At 65.6% G+C, this 19971-nt stretch carries 13 protein-coding genes; 11 read left to right on the forward strand and 2 right to left on the reverse strand.

What is annotated here, in order from left to right:
- Positions 1 to 486 precede the first annotated feature (486 nt).
- The 6 genes from AC5P9F_RS05775 to AC5P9F_RS05800 all read left to right on the forward strand — a co-directional run bounded on the left by AC5P9F_RS05775 (position 487) and on the right by AC5P9F_RS05800 (position 10894).
- Entirely contained in the window at positions 487 to 996 is a 510-nt protein-coding gene (locus AC5P9F_RS05775; RefSeq protein WP_099524236.1) for a CS1 type fimbrial major subunit, read from the forward strand.
- 50 nt (positions 997 to 1046) lie between these two features.
- The gene (locus tag AC5P9F_RS05780) at positions 1047 to 3773 is read left to right on the forward strand and encodes a TcfC E-set like domain-containing protein (RefSeq protein WP_111189054.1); all 2727 of its coding nucleotides are present in this window, start codon (positions 1047 to 1049) and stop codon (positions 3771 to 3773) included.
- Positions 3770 to 4909: a CblD like pilus biogenesis initiator family protein gene (locus tag AC5P9F_RS05785; RefSeq protein ID WP_076739777.1), complete on the forward strand. Its 1140-nt coding sequence runs from the start codon at positions 3770 to 3772 to the stop codon at positions 4907 to 4909. The genes AC5P9F_RS05780 and AC5P9F_RS05785 overlap by 4 nt, the downstream gene beginning before the upstream one ends.
- 16 nt (positions 4910 to 4925) lie before the next feature.
- On the forward strand, positions 4926 to 5633 hold the full coding sequence (locus tag AC5P9F_RS05790; protein WP_043034091.1) for a pilus assembly protein: 708 nt from the start codon (positions 4926 to 4928) through the stop codon (positions 5631 to 5633).
- A 68-nt stretch (positions 5634 to 5701) separates the two neighbouring features.
- Entirely contained in the window at positions 5702 to 10081 is a 4380-nt protein-coding gene (locus AC5P9F_RS05795; RefSeq protein WP_111118229.1) for an ESPR-type extended signal peptide-containing protein, read from the forward strand.
- Positions 10082 to 10150: 69 nt separating this feature from the next.
- Entirely contained in the window at positions 10151 to 10894 is a 744-nt protein-coding gene (locus AC5P9F_RS05800; protein ID WP_111118230.1) for a hypothetical protein, read from the forward strand.
- Between the two features lie 155 nt (positions 10895 to 11049).
- Here AC5P9F_RS05800 and AC5P9F_RS05805 read toward each other — a convergent pair whose 3' ends face one another.
- Both AC5P9F_RS05805 and AC5P9F_RS05810 read right to left on the reverse strand, forming a co-directional pair.
- A complete protein-coding gene (locus AC5P9F_RS05805) occupies positions 11050 to 11694 on the reverse strand; it encodes a hypothetical protein (protein ID WP_043034094.1) in 645 nt (214 codons plus the stop codon).
- A 329-nt stretch (positions 11695 to 12023) separates the two neighbouring features.
- Entirely contained in the window at positions 12024 to 14447 is a 2424-nt protein-coding gene (locus AC5P9F_RS05810; RefSeq protein ID WP_005410861.1) for a penicillin-binding protein 1A, read from the reverse strand.
- Positions 14448 to 14666: 219 nt separating this feature from the next.
- Between AC5P9F_RS05810 and AC5P9F_RS05815 the strand changes: the two genes are divergently transcribed.
- Genes AC5P9F_RS05815 through AC5P9F_RS05835 form a run of 5 tightly spaced genes read left to right on the forward strand, consistent with a single transcriptional unit; the run spans position 14667 to position 19787 of the window.
- Positions 14667 to 15725 (forward strand): pilus assembly protein PilM, encoded by a 1059-nt coding sequence (locus tag AC5P9F_RS05815; protein WP_005410860.1) that lies wholly within the window; start codon positions 14667 to 14669, stop codon positions 15723 to 15725.
- Positions 15725 to 16615, forward strand: a complete 891-nt coding sequence (locus AC5P9F_RS05820; protein WP_012481141.1) for a PilN domain-containing protein — start codon at positions 15725 to 15727, stop codon at positions 16613 to 16615. Before AC5P9F_RS05815 ends, AC5P9F_RS05820 begins: the two co-directional genes overlap by 1 nt.
- Positions 16612 to 17268, forward strand: coding sequence for a type IV pilus inner membrane component PilO (locus AC5P9F_RS05825; RefSeq protein ID WP_076739774.1), 657 nt, complete (start codon positions 16612 to 16614; stop codon positions 17266 to 17268). The genes AC5P9F_RS05820 and AC5P9F_RS05825 overlap by 4 nt, the downstream gene beginning before the upstream one ends.
- A gap of 26 nt (positions 17269 to 17294) precedes the next feature.
- A complete protein-coding gene (locus tag AC5P9F_RS05830) occupies positions 17295 to 17798 on the forward strand; it encodes a pilus assembly protein PilP (protein ID WP_044571441.1) in 504 nt (167 codons plus the stop codon).
- Between the two features lie 21 nt (positions 17799 to 17819).
- Positions 17820 to 19787, forward strand: coding sequence for a type IV pilus secretin PilQ (locus AC5P9F_RS05835; RefSeq protein ID WP_005410855.1), 1968 nt, complete (start codon positions 17820 to 17822; stop codon positions 19785 to 19787).
- Positions 19788 to 19971 lie beyond the last annotated feature (184 nt).

The raw sequence follows: 19971 nt of genomic DNA on the forward strand, positions 1-19971 counted from the left end.
AATGATTCTGCTCTGGTTGTTGGGCGTACCGATTCCGCTGCTGATCCTGTACGCGATCTTCTTCTGATCGTGCGCCAACGCGATGTCTCATCAGGCCGCCGAAGGGCGGCCTGATGCCATCCAGCAGATCCACGCCATGCGTGGATGACCCGCTGTAGAGTCGAGCCGTACTCGACTCACGCGCGCAGCGTGTGTGCTTCGCGCAGTATCGGAAGAGCAGTCGACTAACAGCCGACTCTACAAACCCAAGGCAATGAGGTTTATTGCATTCAAGCAGTGAGGGAGTTTGCATAACCCTCAAACATTGAGCGCCTTCAAGAATCCTCCTTAACCTCCAACGTTTTAGGAATGCTTGAATGGCCTGCATGGCAATGGATTCCTAACATTCTCTCCGTCGCCCGCAACCACCTCTGCGGGCGGCGCCTCCCTCCCTTTCTCCTTAGGGGAGGGGGGCTTTCATATTCCCCCTGTCCGAGAGAGACACCCATGCACGCCATTATCAAGAAGGCCGCGCTCGCTGCAGCGCTGGCCACTGCTTCGCTGTCCGCGCACGCCGTGGAAACCAAGATCTCCGTCTACGCCGACGTCGACCCGACCCTGGCGCTGCTGCGCGATGACGGCACCCCGCTGCCGGACATGGTCACCCTGACCCACGATCCGCTGCGTGGCCTGATTCCGAACACGCAGCGCGTGCGTATCCATTCCAACGATGACAAGGCGGATATCGAAGCGCGTATCGATGGCAGCTTCTTCCTGGCCAACGAGACCGGCACCGTGACCGTGCCGATGACCATCAGCCTGAACAACCGCGCGCTGGGTGCAGCCGCCATCGAGTACAAGGCAACTGACCTGTTCAACGGTGCGGGCTCGACCCCGGGCGCCTCGATCTCGATGCCGCTGACCATCGCACAGACCACGCCGGCGCCGATCCTCACCAAGGGCGCGTACAGCGGCCTGGTCAACGTCGTGCTGAACCAGAAGGCGGCTACGCCGTAATCCCCCGCGCCGGCCCGCATCCCGGGCCGGCCGCTTGCAGCGGTGCCCCCATGACCCTACACGCCCCCGCCGTCACCCGGCTGGCGGTCGCGCTCGCCCTGGCGTTGTCCACTCCGCTGGCGGCCGCGCGCGGCGTCCCGCCCGGTTTTGAAGATCTGGTCGAAGGCCAGACCGAACAACTCGACATCCAGCTGTTCGGCCGCTCGGCCGGGCTGTCGCCGGTGCGCGTGACCCTGGAGCACGTGCAGCTGGAAGATCCCGCGCGCGTGCTGCAGTCACTGGACCTGCCTGCCGAGGCGCAGGCCGCCCTGCTGCCTGCGCTGTCGCAGCCGCTGCCGCGCAACAGCCATCTGGCCTGCCGCTTCGGTGGTGCCAGTGCCGGCTGCGGCTACATCGATCCGCCGGAAGCTCCCGACGAGGTGCGCGCGCTGTATGACGAAGGCGAGGGCGCGGTGCGCTTGTTCGTGGCGCGCCAGTGGATTCCCGGCAAGCCTGCCGCCGAGCGTTTCCACACGGTCACCGCCAATGCCGAGAACGCGTTCCTGCATCAGCAGACGCTCAACCTCAGTGGTGGCCGTGACTACCAGTCGCTGTCGGCACGCGGCGTCGGCACGCTGGGCCTGTTCGAACGCGGCCACCTGTCGGCCGAGTGGTACTACAACCAGCAGCGCTATCGCAGCCACAGCGACGACGATTTCCAGTTCGACAACGTCTATTACCGCCACGACCTGGGGCCGGCGCACTACCTGCAGGCCGGGCGCATGGACCGCCGCAACCTGTCCAGCCCGCAGGGCGGCACCTTCAGCTTCAGCATGCTGCCGCTGGACCGCTTCCAGGGCGCACGCCTGGGTACCACCCAGGCCTATGTGGACACCGACGCGGCGGTGCAGGCCAGCCCGCTGACCGTGCTGCTGGCGCGCGATGCGCGGGTGGACGTATTCGATGGCGAGCGCCTGCTGCAGACCTTCTACCTGCAGGCCGGCATCAACCAGATCGACACCCGCAATTTCCCGTTCGGCAACTACCTGGTCCGCATGCGCATCTACGAGGACGGTGTGCTGGTGCGCACCGAGGAGGCGCCCTTCGACAAGGGCGGCGACTGGACCAACAGCCAGTGGCAATGGTTCGTGCAGGGTGGCCACCGCAACGAACGCCGCAGCGATGCTTTCGATGGCGAGCGCATCGCGATGGCCGGCGTGCGCGTGCCGCTGGGCCGCGACGCGGCCATGACCGCCGGTGCCGCCACGTTCGGCGGGCACCGCTACGGTGAGCTGCGCCTGGACCTGCGCCGGGTGATGGCCACGCAGGAAGTCCGCGTCACCTTCAGCGGCATGCGCGGCAGCGACGGCAGCAATGGGCAGCAGCACCAGCTGTCGTACCGGCGCACGGCGTCGTGGAACCTCTACCAGCAGCGCATGCGTGGCAAGGCCTGCCAGTTCGAGGCCGAGGCGCGCGACCAGTTGGGGTGCACCAACGCGCTCAGTGGTTCGATGTCGCTGCCGCTGGCGGGCGGCAATGTTTACGTGGGCTACACCCGGCGCCAGACCTGGCGCACCGGCTGGCACCGACCGGCGTTCGAGCAGGATCCGTTGTTCGGGCTTGAGCCGTTGTTGCCGCCGGGGCCGTTGGAACCGCGCCGCGAGCCGCTGCTCAGCCGCACCTGGCAGGCCAGCTTCAGCCGCAGCCACCGTTGGCAGGATTTCAGTGTCTCCACGCGCGTGGGCGTGTGGCGGCAGAACAGCACCGACAGCGTGCGTGGCAGTACCGAGCGCGACCGTGGCATCTACGTCAACCTCAGCCTGAGCCGTCGGCACCGCGGCGCTGCCGGTGATGGGCAGCGCCGCTATGCCGTGGATGTGCGCCAGCCGCAGCATCAGCGCCCGGCGATCGACTACAGCGTTGGCCAGAGCCTGCGCCAGGAACTGGATACACAGTACCGCGAGCTGTCCGGCGAGCTGCGCGCCAACAACAACGAGCGCTACAGCGCTTCACTGGGTGGCCAGCTGCAGAATGGCGTCGGCCACACCAGCGCCAGCGTGGCGCGCTACCAGCAGCGTGGCCGCAGCGAAACCGGCTACAGCGGCGCACACAGTTCCGGCTTCGCGCTCGGCCGTCGCGGCTTCTACTGGAGCGGTGCCAACGGCGCCGATGCCGGCCTTGCCGTGCAGGTGGCCGATACCGATGACGCCGACCTGCGCGGCGTGGCCGCCGAACTGCAGGTGGGCGGGCTGCGCAGGCAACGCCTGCAGATCGGTGAACGCCGGTTGCTGCCACTACCGGCCTATCAATCGCAACGTGCCGAAGTGCAGGACGCCAGCACGCTGGACAGCATCGCCGCCATCCGCGTGACCGGCGTGGGCGGTGCACGACCGATGTTCCTCACGCCCGGCAAGCTGATGCGCATGCCGGTGCCGATCGAAGTGACTTACACCTTCATCGGCCATGCCCGTGACCTGGCCGGTGCGCCGCTGGGCGGCGCCCGCATTCTCAACGCGCCGGTGCCCGGCACCAGCGCCAACGGCGGCTTCGTCGCCGATTTCCCGCGTCGCGAAACGACGCTGTACCTGCTGCAGGACGACCGCCTGCTGCACTGCCCGCTGCAGGTGCGCGAGCGCCGCCAGGTGGTGCTGCTGGTCGGTGCCGTGCACTGCGAGCCGCTGGCCGTGGCCCAGCTGCCGGCCGAGATCCGCCAGCAGGCCCGCGTGACCCGCCTGCTGCAGGAACGCGCGTTGATTGCCGCCACGCCCCGGACCGCTGCTGCAGGAGGTACGCCATGAACCGGCGTTGGATGTTCGTGTTGATGCTGGTGTGTGCGCTGGTGCTGGTGATGCCGCGGGCGTGGGCGCAGTGGCCGCCAGAAACGCATCCGGCCGACCAGAGCCGGGACATCGTGATGAGCTGGGATCGCTCGGCGGTACCCGGTGATGTGGAGTTGTGGGCGCCGCGGACGGTGTTGGGATTCAGTCACGACCTGGCGCTGAAGTATGGGCAGATCCATGTGGTTTGTGAGTCTGCTTCTGACAGTGAATTCGGTCGGTGCCCGACGGAGGGTTCTTTGACCCAGGTTCCAGGAGTGACCGAGATCGGTTTGGAGCTCGTTGAGGAGCGGACAGGATTGCGTGCGGAGATTCGCGTACTCGGCTACCTGCAGAGGGCGATGTCTGGGCGTGCTTGCGGACTCGATTTCTGGGAGGACATTGGCACGCGTCGAATGCTGCACGCCGCATCATGGTTCATCTGTACGGTCGACCAGCCACTTGGAACCGGCGCAAAACTGGATATTCCTGCAAGCGAGATCGCAAAGCTTGTCGCAGGCCACTGGAAGGCCACGATGCGCCTGAACATCAAGGCCGACCCCGCCGCAGCACCCGTCGCCACAGCCACCTTCAACTTCGATTTCACCGTCACCGACTACGACGCGATCTCGATCTACTTCCCGACCTTCGACACCGTCGCGCCGCTGGTCAATCTCGATCTGCGCTACGACCCCATCCAGAAGGTGGTGGGTGGCAGGAAACAGCTGGATATGTGCCTGTACGACGGCCTGGGTTCGCAGAGCGAATACCTCGACGTCACGGTTCGCGACAGCGGTCCACGCCCACCTGCAGGGTCGGACTTCTCGCTCTGGCACCGCGATGGCGGCAGCGATGCCAGCCAGCGCCTGGACTACCGCGTCCACCTGGACTACGGCGGCCACCGCCTGGCGATGAAGCACAACGTCAAGCAGCAGCTGCGCGGCATCGACAGCGCACAGCTGCGGCTGGTGATGCTGCCGGGCATCAGCCAGCCGGTGTACTGCGTGCCCACGCCGCTGACCCTGGAAACACCGCCTACCCCTATCGCCAGCCAGCGCCCCGGCCTGTACGAGGGCGAGCTGACCGTGGTGCTCGATGTCCCCACTGCCAAACCCTGATCCCGAGGAGCCTGCCATGAAGAAGCTGCTGTTCTGCCTGCTGCCGGTGAGCGCCCTGCTTGCACTGCCGGCATACGCCAATCTATCCATCCACCCGATGCGCGCAGCGGTGGATGCCAAGCGCGGCACCCATATCCGCGTGTACTCGCAGTCGACCATTCCGCAGTACGTGCAGACCCGCCTGCGGCGCATCGTCAATCCTGCCACGCCTGCCGAAGAAGAACAGGAGATGGAAGCCTCGGATGCGGCGATTGCCATCACCCCCGGCAAGTTCGCACTTTCCGGCGGCGGCAACCGGCTGATTCGGGTGATTCCGCTGCAGCAGGTCCAGAAGGAAACGGCCTACCGCCTCTACTTCGAAGGCGTGCGCGGGCCGGATGACGCTCCCCTCGAAGACGGCGAAGGCGCACAGGCAAACATCGGCGTCAGCCTGGTCTGGGGGGCGCTGGTCAACGTCACCCCCGACGACGGTGTGGTGGACCTGCGCCTCCAGGACAACACGCTGCACAACACCGGCACGCTGCGCGTGGGAATCATCGGTGCCGAGGAGTGCACGGCCGCGGGCACCTGCACGCCACACCCCGTGTCGCACAGCCTCTATCCCGATGCCGCACTGACGCTGCCGTTCCAGCTTCAGCCGGGCAACTCGCTGCAACTGCGTTACCGGCTCACCCGCGATGGCTATCGCGAACACGTGCGGACGATCGAACCGACGGCGACCTGAGCCCGCACTTTGCCCGCCCCGTGCCCGGAACGGGGCCTCACTTTCCTTGTCCTGTTAAGGAGAAACACATGAATCGAATCTATCGTCGTATCTGGAATCACGCCAAAGGCTGCTGGGAGGTGGCCAGCGAGTTGACCAGGCCCTGTGGCAGGAAATCGAGCCGCGCAACCGGCGCCGGTGGACTGCTGATGGTCGCGCTGCTGTTGGCGGGCGGGGATGCGCACGCCAAGACCCGTTACTACATTGGGTGCGATCCCTTCAATCTGGGAAATGGCGAGTTTGTTTCCTGCTCGCCCATTGCTGGCCGCTATGACGACACCATGTTCGTCGGCTATGCACTGACCAACGGCCTGAACTCGCTTGGCTACGGTGCAGGCGTGAACATGAAAGGCGACAACACCACCGCATTTGGCATTGGTGCCCGGATCAACGGTCAGAACAGCGCTGCCTTCGGATTCAAGGCAAGCACCTATGCCGTGGATAGCGTGGCGGTGGGCTACAACGCCAGAACCACCGCTGATGGCGGCCACAACGTGGCCGTTGGTGCCAATGCCTATGCCGCCTACATTGGTGCCACTGCCTTGGGGAACAAGGCAGAGGCCAGGGCAGCAAATGCCATCGCACTCGGCAGCGGCTCGTCGTCGCGTGGCGTGGATGCCCTTGCGCTCGGTGCCAACTCCAGCACTTCGGCCGCGGGTTCGATGGCGGTTGGTGCAAAGGCGTCTGCCAGCCGTACAAATGCCATCGCCCTGGGGTTGAGTTCCGTGGCGCAGCAGGAGGACGCAGTTGCCCTGGGCGCGAGCACGATCGCAAACGGTGCTGGTGGGGTGGCGCTTGGTGCCAAGGCAATGGTCGACACCGGTGCAGGCACGGGTGGTGTCGCCATCGGTGGCGGTGCCCGTGCGGGAAGCCTGGGCTACACCGGTGCCATCGCCATCGGCGGCGATACGCGCGCGTACATCGACGGCGTTGCGCTGGGCTATGCGGCGTCTGTGTCCGCACAGGGCGCTGTAGCCCTGGGTGTCCGCTCGGTGGCCACGGAAGCCAATACGGTGTCGGTAGGCAGCGCCTCGGTGCGCCGTCGCATCGTGAACGTGGCCGATGGTCGTGTCACCGCCTCCAGCACCGATGCGGTCACCGGTAAGCAGCTGCATGCCATGAACGAGCGGGTTGACGGCATGATCAAGCAGGATTCCGCAGGCGGCATCGTACGCATCGCCAACAGCAACACCGGCTCGGAAGTCAGCATGCGCAACGCGGTGCTGGCCACGCGCAAGGTGAGCGGCGTGTCCGATGGCGCGCTGACGACGACTAGCACCGACGCTGTGAACGGACGCCAGCTCAACACGACCAATGGTAATGTCACCAAGGCGCAGACCGCTGCGGATGCGGCCAAGGCTGATGCCAGCAAGGCGCTGGCCCAGGTCACCACGGTGACCGGCCTGATCGGCCAGACTTCGTCCACCAGCAGTGTCCGCTTGGGCGAGAAGAACAGCGGTACCTCGCTGGATGTCCGCAACAGTGCCAATGCCAACCGCAAGGTGACCGGTGTGGCCGATGCCACGCTGAGCACCTCCAGCACGGAAGCGGTGACCGGCAGGCAGTTGAACACGACCAATGAGAATGTTGCCAAGGCACAGACCGCTGCGGGAGAGGCCAAAGCTGATGCGAGCAAGGCGCTGACTCAGGTGGTGACGCTGGGCGGCCTCGTGGGGCAGGTGTCGGCAACCGGCAATGTCCGCCTGGGTGAGAAGAACAGCGGAACGGTGCTGGATGTGCGCAATAGCGCGAATGCTAGTCGAAAGCTGACTGGTGTGGCCGACGGCACGCTGAGCACGTCCAGTGCTGAAGCGGTGACCGGCAGGCAGTTGAACACGACCAACGAGAATGTCGCCAAGGCACAGGCCGCTGCGGACACCGCCAAGGTGGAAGCAGGCAAGGCACTGGCTCAGGCGGTGACGCTGGGTGGCCTGGTGGGGCAGGTGTCGGCAACCGGCAATGTACGTCTAGGTGAGGAGAACAGCGGAACGCTTTTGGACGTCCGTAACAACAAGAATGAGAATAGAAGAATTAATGGTGTATCGGATGGGGATTTGAGTGCAGGCAGTAGCGATGGTGTTTCGGGCCGTCAGCTATTTGCGACAAACGTCCGCTTGGGGGCTTTGGAAAGTGCAGGAAAGTACATAAGCGTCGGAGTGGATGCGTTCAGTAGGGATGCTGTGGCCGGGCAGGCTGGCGTCGCAATCGGTGATTCTGCAAAGGCTGGTGCTGAGGGTGCAACGGCAGTAGGTGCCTTCTCTACTTCACTTGGGAGAAATGGAGTAGCGATTGGCCGCGCATCCCTTGTCGCGGGGGGGGCAGCCAATGGATTTGCAATGGGAGCAGGATCGAACGTACACGCAAACAACGGCGTCGCGATCGGATCTGGTGCAAAGGTTGCCGCAACAGCTGATGAATCTCTTGCGCTTGGAGCGGGTTCCGAAGCTACCGAAGCGGGGACCGCGTCCTTTGGGGCCTCTGGTGTGGGACGTCGGCTCGTGAATGTCTCTCGTGGCACCGCCGACCACAACGCGATCACGGTTTCTCAGCTCAAGGACGCACTCGTCACCCTCGGCGCTGGCGCAGGCATGGATGCCAGCGGCAATATCATCGCCCCAACTTACTCGGTGCAGGCTGGAACGCAGAACACGGTCGAAGACGCACTGATGGCGCTTGATGGCGCCGTCATCACCGCAGGCCGCCGCGCGGACAAGGTGGAAGATCAACTCAGCTCCATCTTCCAGGACTCGCCGTCGGCCCGTGCCGATGGCATGAACCAGATCGCGCTCAGTGGCGCGAACGGCATGGTGCTGACCAACTTGGCTGACGGTCGGGTAGCGCCAGGAAGCCGTGATGCCGTGACTGGCAGCCAGTTGTACGCTGCAGAGCAGAAGATCTCGCAGAATCGGAATGATCTGGAGGCGATGCGCAAGGAGAGGGAGACGGGGCAGCAGGCGATGCGTGGATTGGATGCGAGCGGTCCGATTGATTTCGGTGGTGCGCGTTTGACTGGCGTGGCGGAGGCGAAGCTGTCGGCTGACAGCTCGGACGTCGTGCGCGGCAGTCAGCTCTATGGGACCAACAGCCGAGTCTCGGAACTTGAGGACGTCGCACAGTCTGTGAGTATCGGGTCAGCGCCCTTCAGTGAACGCGCGGAAGCGGGTGTGGCAGGCGTTGCGTTGGGAAATTCGGCGAAGACGGGCCTAGAGGGAGGAACTGCGGTAGGGACGTTTGCGGGGGCCATGGGAAAGAACTCGACCGCAATTGGTAGAGCGGCGACTGTCTCTGTGGATTCTGCGAATGGATTCGCAATGGGAGTCGGTGCACAGGTCGGCGGAGACGCGGGCGGCGCGAATGAGGGTGTCGCAATTGGTGCTGGCGCAAGAGTCGGAAGCGGGGCGCACGGCTCGCTAGCACTTGGAAATGGCTCCCAAGCAGATGAAGAGGGAGTCGCGTCATTTGGTGGTGTTGGGATCAAGCGCCGTCTCGTAAACATCGCCAACGGCACCGCCAACCACAACGCCGCCACCGTCGGCCAGCTGCGCGGTGCGCTGTCCGCGCTCGGCGGTGAAGTCGATGCCAACGGCAACATCGTCGGCCCCAGCTTCACCGTGCAGGGCCAGTCCCAGTCCACGCTCAATGGTGCATTGGAAGCACTCGACGGCGCAGTGGTCAGCAACCGCTCGCGCGTGAACCAGGTCGAGTCGCAGCTGCGCAGCGTGTTCCAGGACACGCCCTCCGTCCGCGCCGACGGTCTCAACCAGCTCACCCTGGCCGGAACCCACGGCATGGTCATTTCCAACGTGGCCAATGGCCTGATTGCGGCCGGCAGCCGCGATGCAGTCAATGGCGGCCAGCTGCACTCGATGCAGCAGCAGCTCAACGGCCGCATGGACGGGCTGGAGCAGCGCATCGATGCGCCGCAGTCGCAGGCAATGGCGGTGGCTTCGGTGCCGGAGCCGGAAGCGCCGGTGCCGCAGGCCGAAGGCGGCCAGCAGGTGGCGTCGGTCGGCGAGGGTGAGAAACCTGCACCGCAGCCGAAGACGAAGGAGGACACCCCGAAGCCCCAGGTCGATACCGCTGAACTGGAGAAGATGCTGGCCCGTGCCAACGAGTACACCGATGGCGCGATCAGCACCTTCGAGCGTCGCCTGGACAAGATGGACAAGCGCTTCAACCGCATGGCGGCGATGAGCAGCGCGCAGACCGCGATGGCGATGAACACCGCCGGCCTGGCCACCTACAACCGCCTGGGTGCGGGCGTGGGCTACAGCGAGGGTGAGTCGGCGATGGCGGTGGGCTACCAGCGTGTGCTCAACGAGAAGGGCTCGGCCACCTTCAGCCTCAATGGCGCGTTCACCAACAGCGGTGAGCGCAGCATGGGCGTCGGCGTGGGCATCGGCTGGTAAGCCATGCGGCCCCGGCGTGGTGCGCGTAATGAACCCCGCCGCGCCGGGGTCCTTGCCGAGGAGAAGGCAATGTACAGATGGGTAAGTGGAATCGTCAGCTATCGCACGTTCTATATCTGGCGGGCGCGCTTTCGCTACTACACCCGGAACCTGGACCTGTGGACGCTGATGAGCGGGCTGTGCATCGCCGGTCTGCTGCTGGTGCTGTGGTACCTGTGGCAGATGCTGGGCGTGCCGCCGCCGCGCGTGCACCCTCAGGCAGCGGCGCTGCGCATCGACGGCGTCACCAGCGAGGCGATCCATCGCATAGTGCTGGTGCGCCACGCGGGCAGCACGCCGGGGGCCCCGTTCACTACGCCGGAAGAGGTGCGGGCAAGCACGTTACGCACGATGCGGGTACGCCAAGTGATGGACAGCGAAGTGGTGTGGCGGCTGAAAGCCGACATGCTGGCGGATATTGCTGACTACATCACCGCCACGGGCGGGTGCTTCCCGTACAACTGCCGGCGGGTCCTCGATCGATTGGACTACGTGCGCCAGGCGGGGGTTGAGAACGCGCAGATCAACGCGGCGCTGTCGACAGTCCTGGAGGTGCCGCTGGACCAGATGCCGCCGTTGGAGGCAGACGAGCATGAGCGTGTGAAGAGCGGGTGGTCGGATGGATTCGACGACATCTACTACCAGTCCTGGTTGCTGCGGGATCTGCAGGTCATGCACGCACAGATGATGCGGGAGTATCCGCGGCGAGCTCCCGCCCCGTGGTTGCCGCGGTTGTTCAGCGATCCGCTGCGCGATACCCGTTTTGTCTGGTAGCGGGAGCATGATCGGCATCATCTGCCAGGGCAGGTAACACCGCTTTTGTAGAGGCGAGCTTGCTCGACTGCTCTTCGCTCAGCCATCGAAATGCCCGAAGCACAGTGCGGACCAACGGTCCGCACCCACCCAAGGCAGGCACCGCTGCGCTACCGTCACCCGCCGATATACGCGGTGATTTCCGCTTCGGCCAGCAGCTGCCGCAACTGCGCCACCGACGCGCGTCGCATCGGCTTCTCATCCACCGGCGACAGCGGTGCCTGGCGCAGGGCATCGTAGGGCAGCACGGCCAGGTCGAAGGTCAGCTCCTCGGCACTGAACACCCACACCGGCACATCCAGGCTGCGCTCGCGATCCATGCGCAGGCGACGCGTCCGCGATTCGGCGGGAATGCCGTGTTCGTCCAGGAAGCGGTGCACGGCTTCCGGGTCGTCGCTGTGCAGGTGCAGCTGCACGGGGCTGTTGGCGTCGGCGGTGCCCTCCAGCACCGGGCCGGCCAGGCGAGGGGCGAAGCCGTGCAGGAACTCCAGCGCACGCATGGCGGCCTCGCGGCGGCGCTGCAGTTCGTTGCCGTGCTGGGGGCCGGAGAACAGCCGCTGGTACTCGCGCAGGGCGTCTTCGATCTCGGTGTTGCGGGGCAGGGAGGCATCGTCGTGGATGCCGAGCCGGCTGGCGGCCTTCAACTTGGCCTGGTGGTAGTCGCGGATGCCGCCTTCAGCCATCAGGCGGGCGGCTTCGTGGGCGAGGCGGTGGCGCCGCTCGCGGGTCTGGCTGGCAGCATGCTGACGAGCACGGTGCATGCGATGACTCCCTGTTGCGACCTGGCTACAGATTAGCGCACGGATGTGACATCTGCGTGGGTATGGCGCGGAGATGCCAACCAACGGTTGGCACCCACCAACGCTCTGGTAGGTGCCGACCTTGGTCGGCACAGGGAGCCAACCAAGGTTGGCAGCTACCAGAGCAGCGCGGGACCGTGCCCGGCGGATGCATCGGTGCCAACCAACGGTTGGCACCCACCAACGCTTTGGTAGGTGCCGACCTTGGTCGGCACGAGGCGCCAACCAAGGTTGGCCTCTACCGGAGCCGCATCGGTGCCAACCAAGGTTGGCACCCACCGGACCGTTCCTCAGAAGATATCGAACGCGGCGGCGTCGGCCTGCGGCGTATTGAGGTTCAGGTCGTAGTCGGTCAGGCGGTCCATGTCTTCCACCTTCACCCACTCGGTCGCGCCGTTGAGCGTGGCCTGGACCATGCCGCTGGGCGGCTCGTTCTGCGCGATCGGGGTGTCCTTCAGCGCGGTGCGCATGTAGTCGATCCAGATCGGCAGGGCCGCCTTGCCACCGTACTCGCGGTAGCCCAGCGAGCGGAAGTCGTCGCGGCCCACCCACACGGTGGTCACGTACGGGCCGCCGAAGCCGGAGAACCAGGCGTCGCGGTGGTCGTTGGTGGAGCCGGTCTTGCCGCCCACGTCCTCGCGGCCGAGCACCTTGGCCTGCACGCCGGTGCCGCGCTGGACCACGTCGCGCATCATCGACACCAGCTGGTAGGCGGTGCGGGCGTCGATCGCACGCGGAGCGGTGCGGGCATCGGGGTTGGCCGGCGCGGCCGGGGTTTCGGTCTTGGCTTCGGCCTTGGCGGCTGCAGCAGGGTCCACCTTCGGGGCCGGGGCGCCGAAGTTGAAGCCGTCCACCACCTGGTTGACCGGCTGGTCGCTGCTGCCGGCGCAGTCGCGGCAGGCCAGCGCCGGGTTTTCCTTGAACACCAGGTTGCCGTCGCGGTCATTGACCTGGTCGATCAGCCAGGTGTCCACGCGCGAGCCGCCGTTGGCGAACACAGCGTAGCCACGGGCCACCGACAGCGGGGTCAGCGAGGCGGTACCCAGCGACATCGACAGGTTCGGCGGCAGTTCGGATTCGGCGAAACCAAATTCGCTGATGTACTTGCGCGCGTAGTCCACGCCCATGCCATCGAGCAGGCGCACCGAGACCAGGTTGCGCGACTGCACCAGCGCCTCACGCAGGCGCATCGGGCCGCGGAAGCCGCCGCCGTCGTTCTGCGGGGCCCAGGTCTTGCCGCGGCGGTCGCGGAACACGACCGGGGCGTCGAGCACGATCGAGGCCGGGTTGTAGCCCTTGTCGAAGGCCGCGGCGTAGATGAAGGGCTTGAAGCTCGAACCCGGCTGGCGACGGGCCTGGGTGGCGCGGTTGAACTTGTTGCCGGAGAAGCTGAAACCACCGACCAGCGCCTTCAGGGCGCCGTTGTGGGCATCGAGCGAGACCAGCGCGGACTGGCCGCGCGGGATCTGGTCCAGCAGCCACTCACCTTCCTTGGCACCGGCACGCACGCGCACGATGTCACCGCGCTGCACCAGCTTGCCCGGGGTCTTGTTGGTCCACTTGGCGGCACCGGCCGGCAGCACGATCTCGCTGCGGTTGGCCAGCACCACGGTGGCGCTGCCATCGGCGCCGGTGCTGGCGACGATGGCCGGCAGCAGGCCGGCCTGGCCGTACATGCCGCGCAGGTGCTCGGCCAGGGCAGCGGCGTCTTCGCCGGCACCCACCTGCACCTGCTTCTCCACGCCGTGCCAGCCGTGGCGGTGGTCGTACAGCAGCAGGCCGTCGCGCACCGACTGGTTGGCGGCGGTCTGCAGGGTGGAGTCGATGGTGGTGGTGACGTGGTAACCCTTGTTGACCACATCACCGCCGAAGCGGGCGATCATTTCCTGGCGTACCAGCTCCGCCACGTACGGGGCATCGACCTGCACCGGCGGCTCATGCGCGGTGGCATGCATCGGCACGGCCTTGGCCGCGTCGGCCTCGGCCTGGCTGACGAACTTCAGGTCGGCCATGCGCTGCAGCACATAGTTGTCACGGCGCTGGCGGGCGCGCTCCGGGTTGGAGATCGGGTTGCCCGAGGACGGGAACTTGGGGATGCCGGCCAGCGAGGCCATCTCGTCCAGGTCCAGCTCGTTCAGCTTCTTGCCGTAGTAGAACTCGGCCGCGGCGGCCACGCCGTAGGCGCGGTTGCCGAAGAAGCTCTTGTTCAGGTACAGCTCGAAGATCTCATCCTTGCTCAGCTCGGACTCGATCTTCCGCGCCAGCAGGATCTCGGCCAGCTTGCGGGTGTAGCTGTACTCGGAGCTGAGGAAGAACTGGCGGGCCACCTGCTGGGTGATGGTGGAACCACCCGGCACGCGCTTGTCGTTGGTGGTGGCCAGCAGCCACACCGCACGGCCGATGCCCATGTAGTCCACGCCGCCATGCTCGTAGAAGCGGGCGTCCTCGGTGGCCAGGAAGGCCTGCTTCAGGCGCTCGGGCACGTCCTTCATGGTGATCGGGGTGCGCCGGGTCTCGCCGAACACCGCCATCAGCTTGCCGTCGGCAGCATAGACGTACATCGGCTCCTGCATTTCCACGTCGCGCAGGGTCTGCACGTCGGGAAGCTTGGAGGACACAGCGTAGTACAGACCGCCCACGGCGGCCGCGCCGATCAGCGCCAGGACCAGGACAATCAGGAAGATCCAGCGCAGCCAGCGGCGGAGTCGAGTCATCGGGTTCAGATTCCGATTGCGAATTTCGTGGTCGCAGAGTATAGATTACGCAAGGTGGCGGCTGGGGTCGGCACCGGGGAGCGCAAGGGGAACAGTCAGGGGCTGCATCGTGAATCCGTGAGGAACTTCACAGCAGGGCCGTTGCCATTTGCTAAGAATACGTTATTAATGCTCGGGCGCAGGTCTTGCGTCCAAGTGCCCGTCGGCAGGGGAGAAACCGTGGGGCTCATCCCAAAAAGTCAGTCGCCGCTTGTAGGCGTCGACATCAGTTCGACTGCGGTAAAGCTTTTGCAGCTGTCCCGCAGCGGCAATCGTTTCCGTGTGGAACATTACGCTGTGGAACCTCTTCCGCCGAATGCGGTGGTAGAGAAGAACATCGTGGAAGTGGAGGCCGTGGGTGAGGCCATCCGCCGTGCGATGAACCGTTCAGGCAGCAAGGCCAAGCTGGCCGCTGCCGCCGTCGCCGGGTCGGCGGTGATCACCAAGGTGATCCCGATGCCGGCCGAGCTCGACGAGAACGACATGGAAGCCCAGATCGAGCTGGAAGCGGTCAACTACATTCCGTACCCGATCGAGGAAGTGAACCTGGACTTCGAGGTGATCGGGGCGATCCCGAACAACCCGGAGATGGTCCAGGTGCTGCTGGCCGCGTCGCGTTCGGAGAACGTGGAACTGCGCCAGTCGGCCCTGGAACTGGGTGGCCTGCAGGCCAAGGTGATGGACGTGGAGGCCTTCGCGGTCGAGAACGCCTACGCACTGGTCGCCAGCGAGCTGCCGGTGTCCATCGACGGCGTGGTCGCGCTGGTCGATATCGGCGCCACCATGACCACCCTCAACGTCCTGCGCGGCGGCCGCAGCCTGTACAGCCGCGAACAGGTGTTCGGTGGCAAGCAGCTGACCGACGAGATCATGCGCCGTTACGGCCTGAGCTACGAGGAGGCCGGCCTGGCCAAGCGTCAGGGCGGGCTGCCGGAAAGCTACGAGATGGAAGTGCTGGAGCCGTTCAAGGAAGCCACGGTCCAGCAGATCAGCCGCCTGCTGCAGTTCTTCTATGCAGGCAGTGAGTTCAACCGCGTTGATCACATCGTGCTGGCCGGCGGCTGCGCCGTGCTGGGCGGGCTGCCGGAAATGGTCGAGGAACAGCTGGGCGTGCCGACCGTGGTCGCCAACCCGCTGGCACAGATGACCCTGGGCCCGAAGGTGAACGCACATGCGCTGGCCCAGGATGCCCCCGCGCTGATGATCGCCACCGGTCTGGCGCTGAGGAGCTTCGACTGATGGCACGCATCAATCTATTGCCCTGGCGCGCCGAGCGGCGCAAGCAACGCCAGCGCGAGTTCTACGCAATGCTGGGCATGGCCGCAATCGGTGGCCTGCTGCTGTCGCTGCTGATCTGGTTCTATTACGACCGGCAGGTGAGCGGCCAGATGGACCGCAATGCCTATCTGGAAGCCGAGATCGAGAAGGTCAAGGAACAGAACAAGGAGATCGATCGCCTCGATGCGCAGAAGGACCGCCTGCTGGCCCGCAAGAAGGTGATCGAGGAACTGCAGGCCAAGCGCTCGCAGATGGTCCACCTGTTCGACGCGTTGGTGCGCACGATTCCCGACGGCGTGGTGCTGACCGCCCTGCAGCAGGAGGGGGACATGCTCACCCTCGAGGGACGCACCCAGTCCAATGCCCGCGTGTCGGCTTACATGCGCAACCTGGAAACCTCCGGCTGGATGACCAACCCGGAGCTGTCGATCATCCAGGCCAGCGCCGGAGACAAGAGTGCAGCCGGCCCGGTATCGGACATCAAGGCACTGCCGTACATGTTCAAGGTCACGGTGAAGCTGCCTGCGCAGAGTGAAGAGACCGGCACCCCCGGTTTGAACGCCGATGGCAGCGTGGCGACCACGCCGGCTGCGACGCCTGCCGTGGCGCCGCTTGCCGCCGGCCCCGATGCCGCGGCCCCGGCTGCTGCAACAGCACCGGCCCCGGCCCAACCGGCGGCGGCCCCGGCAGCAGCGCCCGCCAGCGCTCCGGCTACTGCGCCGGCGCCTGCACCTGCACCGGCCAAGCCGAACCAGCCCGCCGCACCGGCACCGGCCGCCAGGCCTGAGGGCAGCCGCCTGGCGCAGCCGCCGCAGGCCTCTTACGCCCCGCTGCAGGGGGGTCGCGCATGAGCCAGAAAATCGATCTGAAGAACCTGGATTTCAACGACATCGGCAACTGGCCGCAGAAGGCCAAGATCGTCTTCTGTTCGTTGCTGGCCCTGGTCATCATGTTCGTTGCGTGGATGCTGCTGATCAGCGGCAAGCGCGATGAACTGGCCAGCCTGGAGTCGAAGGAAAGCGATCTGCGTACCGAGTTCTCCAAGCAGCAGGAACGCGCGGTGAACCTGGGGCCGCTGAAGCAGCAGCTGGCGCAGATGGAGCAGGTCCTGCAGCAGATGCTGCGGCAGCTGCCCAGCAAGACCGAAATGCCGGACCTGATCATCGACATTTCGCAGACCGCGCTGTCCAGCGGCCTGACCAGCCAGCTGTTCGAACCGGAACAGGAGCAGGTCAAGGAGTTCTACGCCGAGAAGCCGATCAAGCTGAAGATGGTGGGCAGCTACCACCAGTTCGGTGCGTTCGTCAGTGGCGTGGCCTCGCTGCCGCGCGTGGTGATCCTGACCATGCACGACATCAACCTGAAGCCGGCGGACAAGGCTTCAGGTGGTTCGCGTGCCGGTGCGCTGGAATTGTCCGGCACGGTCAAGACCTACCGGTATCTCGACGAAACCGAGGTGCAGGAACAGCAGAAGGCTGAAGCCGGCAAGGAGGGCAGCAAGTGATCCGTTCCTTCTTTGCACGCTGCGGGATGGCCGCTGCCGTGTTGCTGCTGGCCGCCTGCGGCCGTGGCGTGACCAGCACGCCGGGCGATGCGCCGAATCTCGAGAAGTGGGTGGAAGGCGAACGTGCCCGGCCGGCGCAGCCGCTGGAACCGTTGCCTGTGATGCAGCAGTTCGAGACCTTCGAATACTCCGCGCAGGGCCTGCGTGATCCGTTCACCGATGCCTGGACCAATCCGCAGGGGAATGGCGGATTGCGGCCGGATCCGAACCGGCGCAAGGAGCCCCTGGAGGGCTTCCCGCTGGACGCACTGGACATGGTCGGTACCATCGGCACCGGCGGCGGCACCGTCGCACTGGTGATGGGACCGGACAAGGTGACCTACCGGGTGCGCCCGGGCGGTTACCTGGGGCAGAGCGACGGGCGGGTCACTGCGGTCTTCGAAGACCGTGTGGAGCTGATCGAACTGGTGCCGGATGGCGCGGGTGGCTGGCTGGAACGGCCGGCAACGCTCTCGCTTGAAGATCAATGATCGTTTACTGGGGATAGCACGATGACCTTTCACCAAGCCAAGGGGCTGCGTCCCAACCGGCGCTCTACCTTGAACCGTGTCAGCGCGTTGGGAGTCGCGCTGATGCTGGCCTGCGCTCCGGCGCTGGCCGCCGCACCGGCGGAGAAGCCGGTGGGCACCACCGTCGCACCGGCCGCGGCACCGGCCGGCCTGTCGGTGGCCAAGATCGATTTCAAGCGCGGCGATGATGGCGCGGGCCGCCTGATCGTGCAGTTTGACGGCCAGGGCGCGATCCCGGACCTGCGCACGCAGGGCAACAGCGTGGTGGTCGACGTGGGCAATGCCCGCCTGCCGGCCAACCTGCAGAAGCCGTTGAACGTCGTCGACTTCGCCACGCCGGTGCAGCGCATCGACGCCAAGCCGTCCGGCGCCGGCACCCAGCTGGTGCTGAGCACCGGCGGTGCGGTGGAGTCACTGGCCTACCAGAGCGGCAACGAATACGTGGTGGAGATCAGCGCGCGGCAGGCTCCGGCCGCCGTCGGTGCAGTGACCGCCGGCAGCGTCACCCAGGCCGCAAAGGCCGTCGGCCAGCGTGGCTTCACCGGCAAGCCGGTGACCTTCAATTTCCAGGACGTGCCAGTGCGCACCGTGCTGCAGTTGATCGCCGAAGAGTCCAACCTCAACGTGGTGGCCTCCGACTCGGTGCAGGGCAATGTGACCCTGCGCCTGGTCAACGTGCCGTGGGACCAGGCACTGGACATCGTGCTGCGTGCCAAGGGCCTGGACAAGCGACGCGATGGCAGCGTGATCTGGGTCGGCCCGCAGGCCGAGCTGGCCAAGTTCGAGCAGGAGAAGGAAGACGCGCGCATCGCCATCGAGAACCGCGAAGACCTGGTGACCGATTACGTCCAGATCAACTACCACAGCGCCACCCAGATCTTCAAAGCCCTGACCGAAGCCAAGGGCATCGGCGGTGGTGGCGGTGGTGGCGCAGGTGGCGGTGGTGGTGGGTCGTCGCAGGAGGAGAGTGGCTTCCTGTCCGGCCGTGGCCGCATCGTTGCCGACGAGCGCACCAACACGCTGATGATCAGCGACATTCCGAAGAAGATCGCGCGCATGCGTGAGCTGATCAACGTGATCGACCGCCCGGTCGACCAGGTGCTGATCGAAAGCCGCATCGTGATCGCCACCGATACGTTCGCGCGTGAGCTGGGCGCGCGGTTCGGCATCAGTGGCAGCCGCGACAACGCCTACTTCAGCGGCAATCTGGAAGCCAACGAGGCAACCCGCAAGTCGCAGGTCGAAGCCAATGCGACCAACGCCAAGGCCTACCGCGACTGGCTGGCCGGTGGCAGTACGGGCCCGGCGCCGGTGCCGGTCGGCTCGGCAATCACCCGTGGCCTGAACTGGGCCATGCCGGCGGCGTCCACCAACCCGGCAGGCTCGCTTGCGCTGTCGATCCTCAATGCCGGCTACCTGCTGGACGTCGAGCTGTCGGCCATGCAGGAGGAGTCGCGTGGTGAAGTGATCTCCAACCCGCGCGTGGTCACCACCAACCAGCGCGAGGCCCTGATCAAGCAGGGTAAGGAAATCGGCTATGTGACCATCAGCGCCGGTGCGGGCGGTGTCGCTACGCCGAACGTGCAGTTCAAGGAAGTGGTGCTGGAACTGAAGGTCACCCCGACCATCACCAACGACAACCGCGTGTTCCTCAACATGCAGGTGAAGAAGGACGAAGTGGACCGGCTGATCCAGCTGGAAGGCTATGGCACCGTGCCGTCGATCAACCGCCGCGAAGTGAACACCGCAGTGCTGGTCGAGGACGGGCAGACCGTGGTCATCGGTGGTGTGTACGAGTTCACCGACCGCAACAGCATCAGCAAGGTTCCGTTCCTGGGCGATGTACCGTTCCTGGGCAACCTGTTCAAGAAGCGTGGCCGCAGCAAGGACAAGGCCGAGCTGCTGGTGTTCGTCACCCCGAAGGTGCTGCGCGTGGCCAGGCAGAACTGAGCCAGCGAACCCGCGACACGAACAAGGGCCGCCATGTGCGGCCCTTCTTCGTTCATGCCGGACGTAGTCCGCGGATGATCCGGTAGATCCACGCCATGCGTGGAGGAGAGGCCCGTTCAGCCGTTCTTGATGCCAATCGCAGGGCACCCTGCGATGATGTGGGGAACCCGTGCCGTCCCGCGCC

Source organism: Stenotrophomonas sp. YJH_SMC_4 (assembly GCF_059371575.1).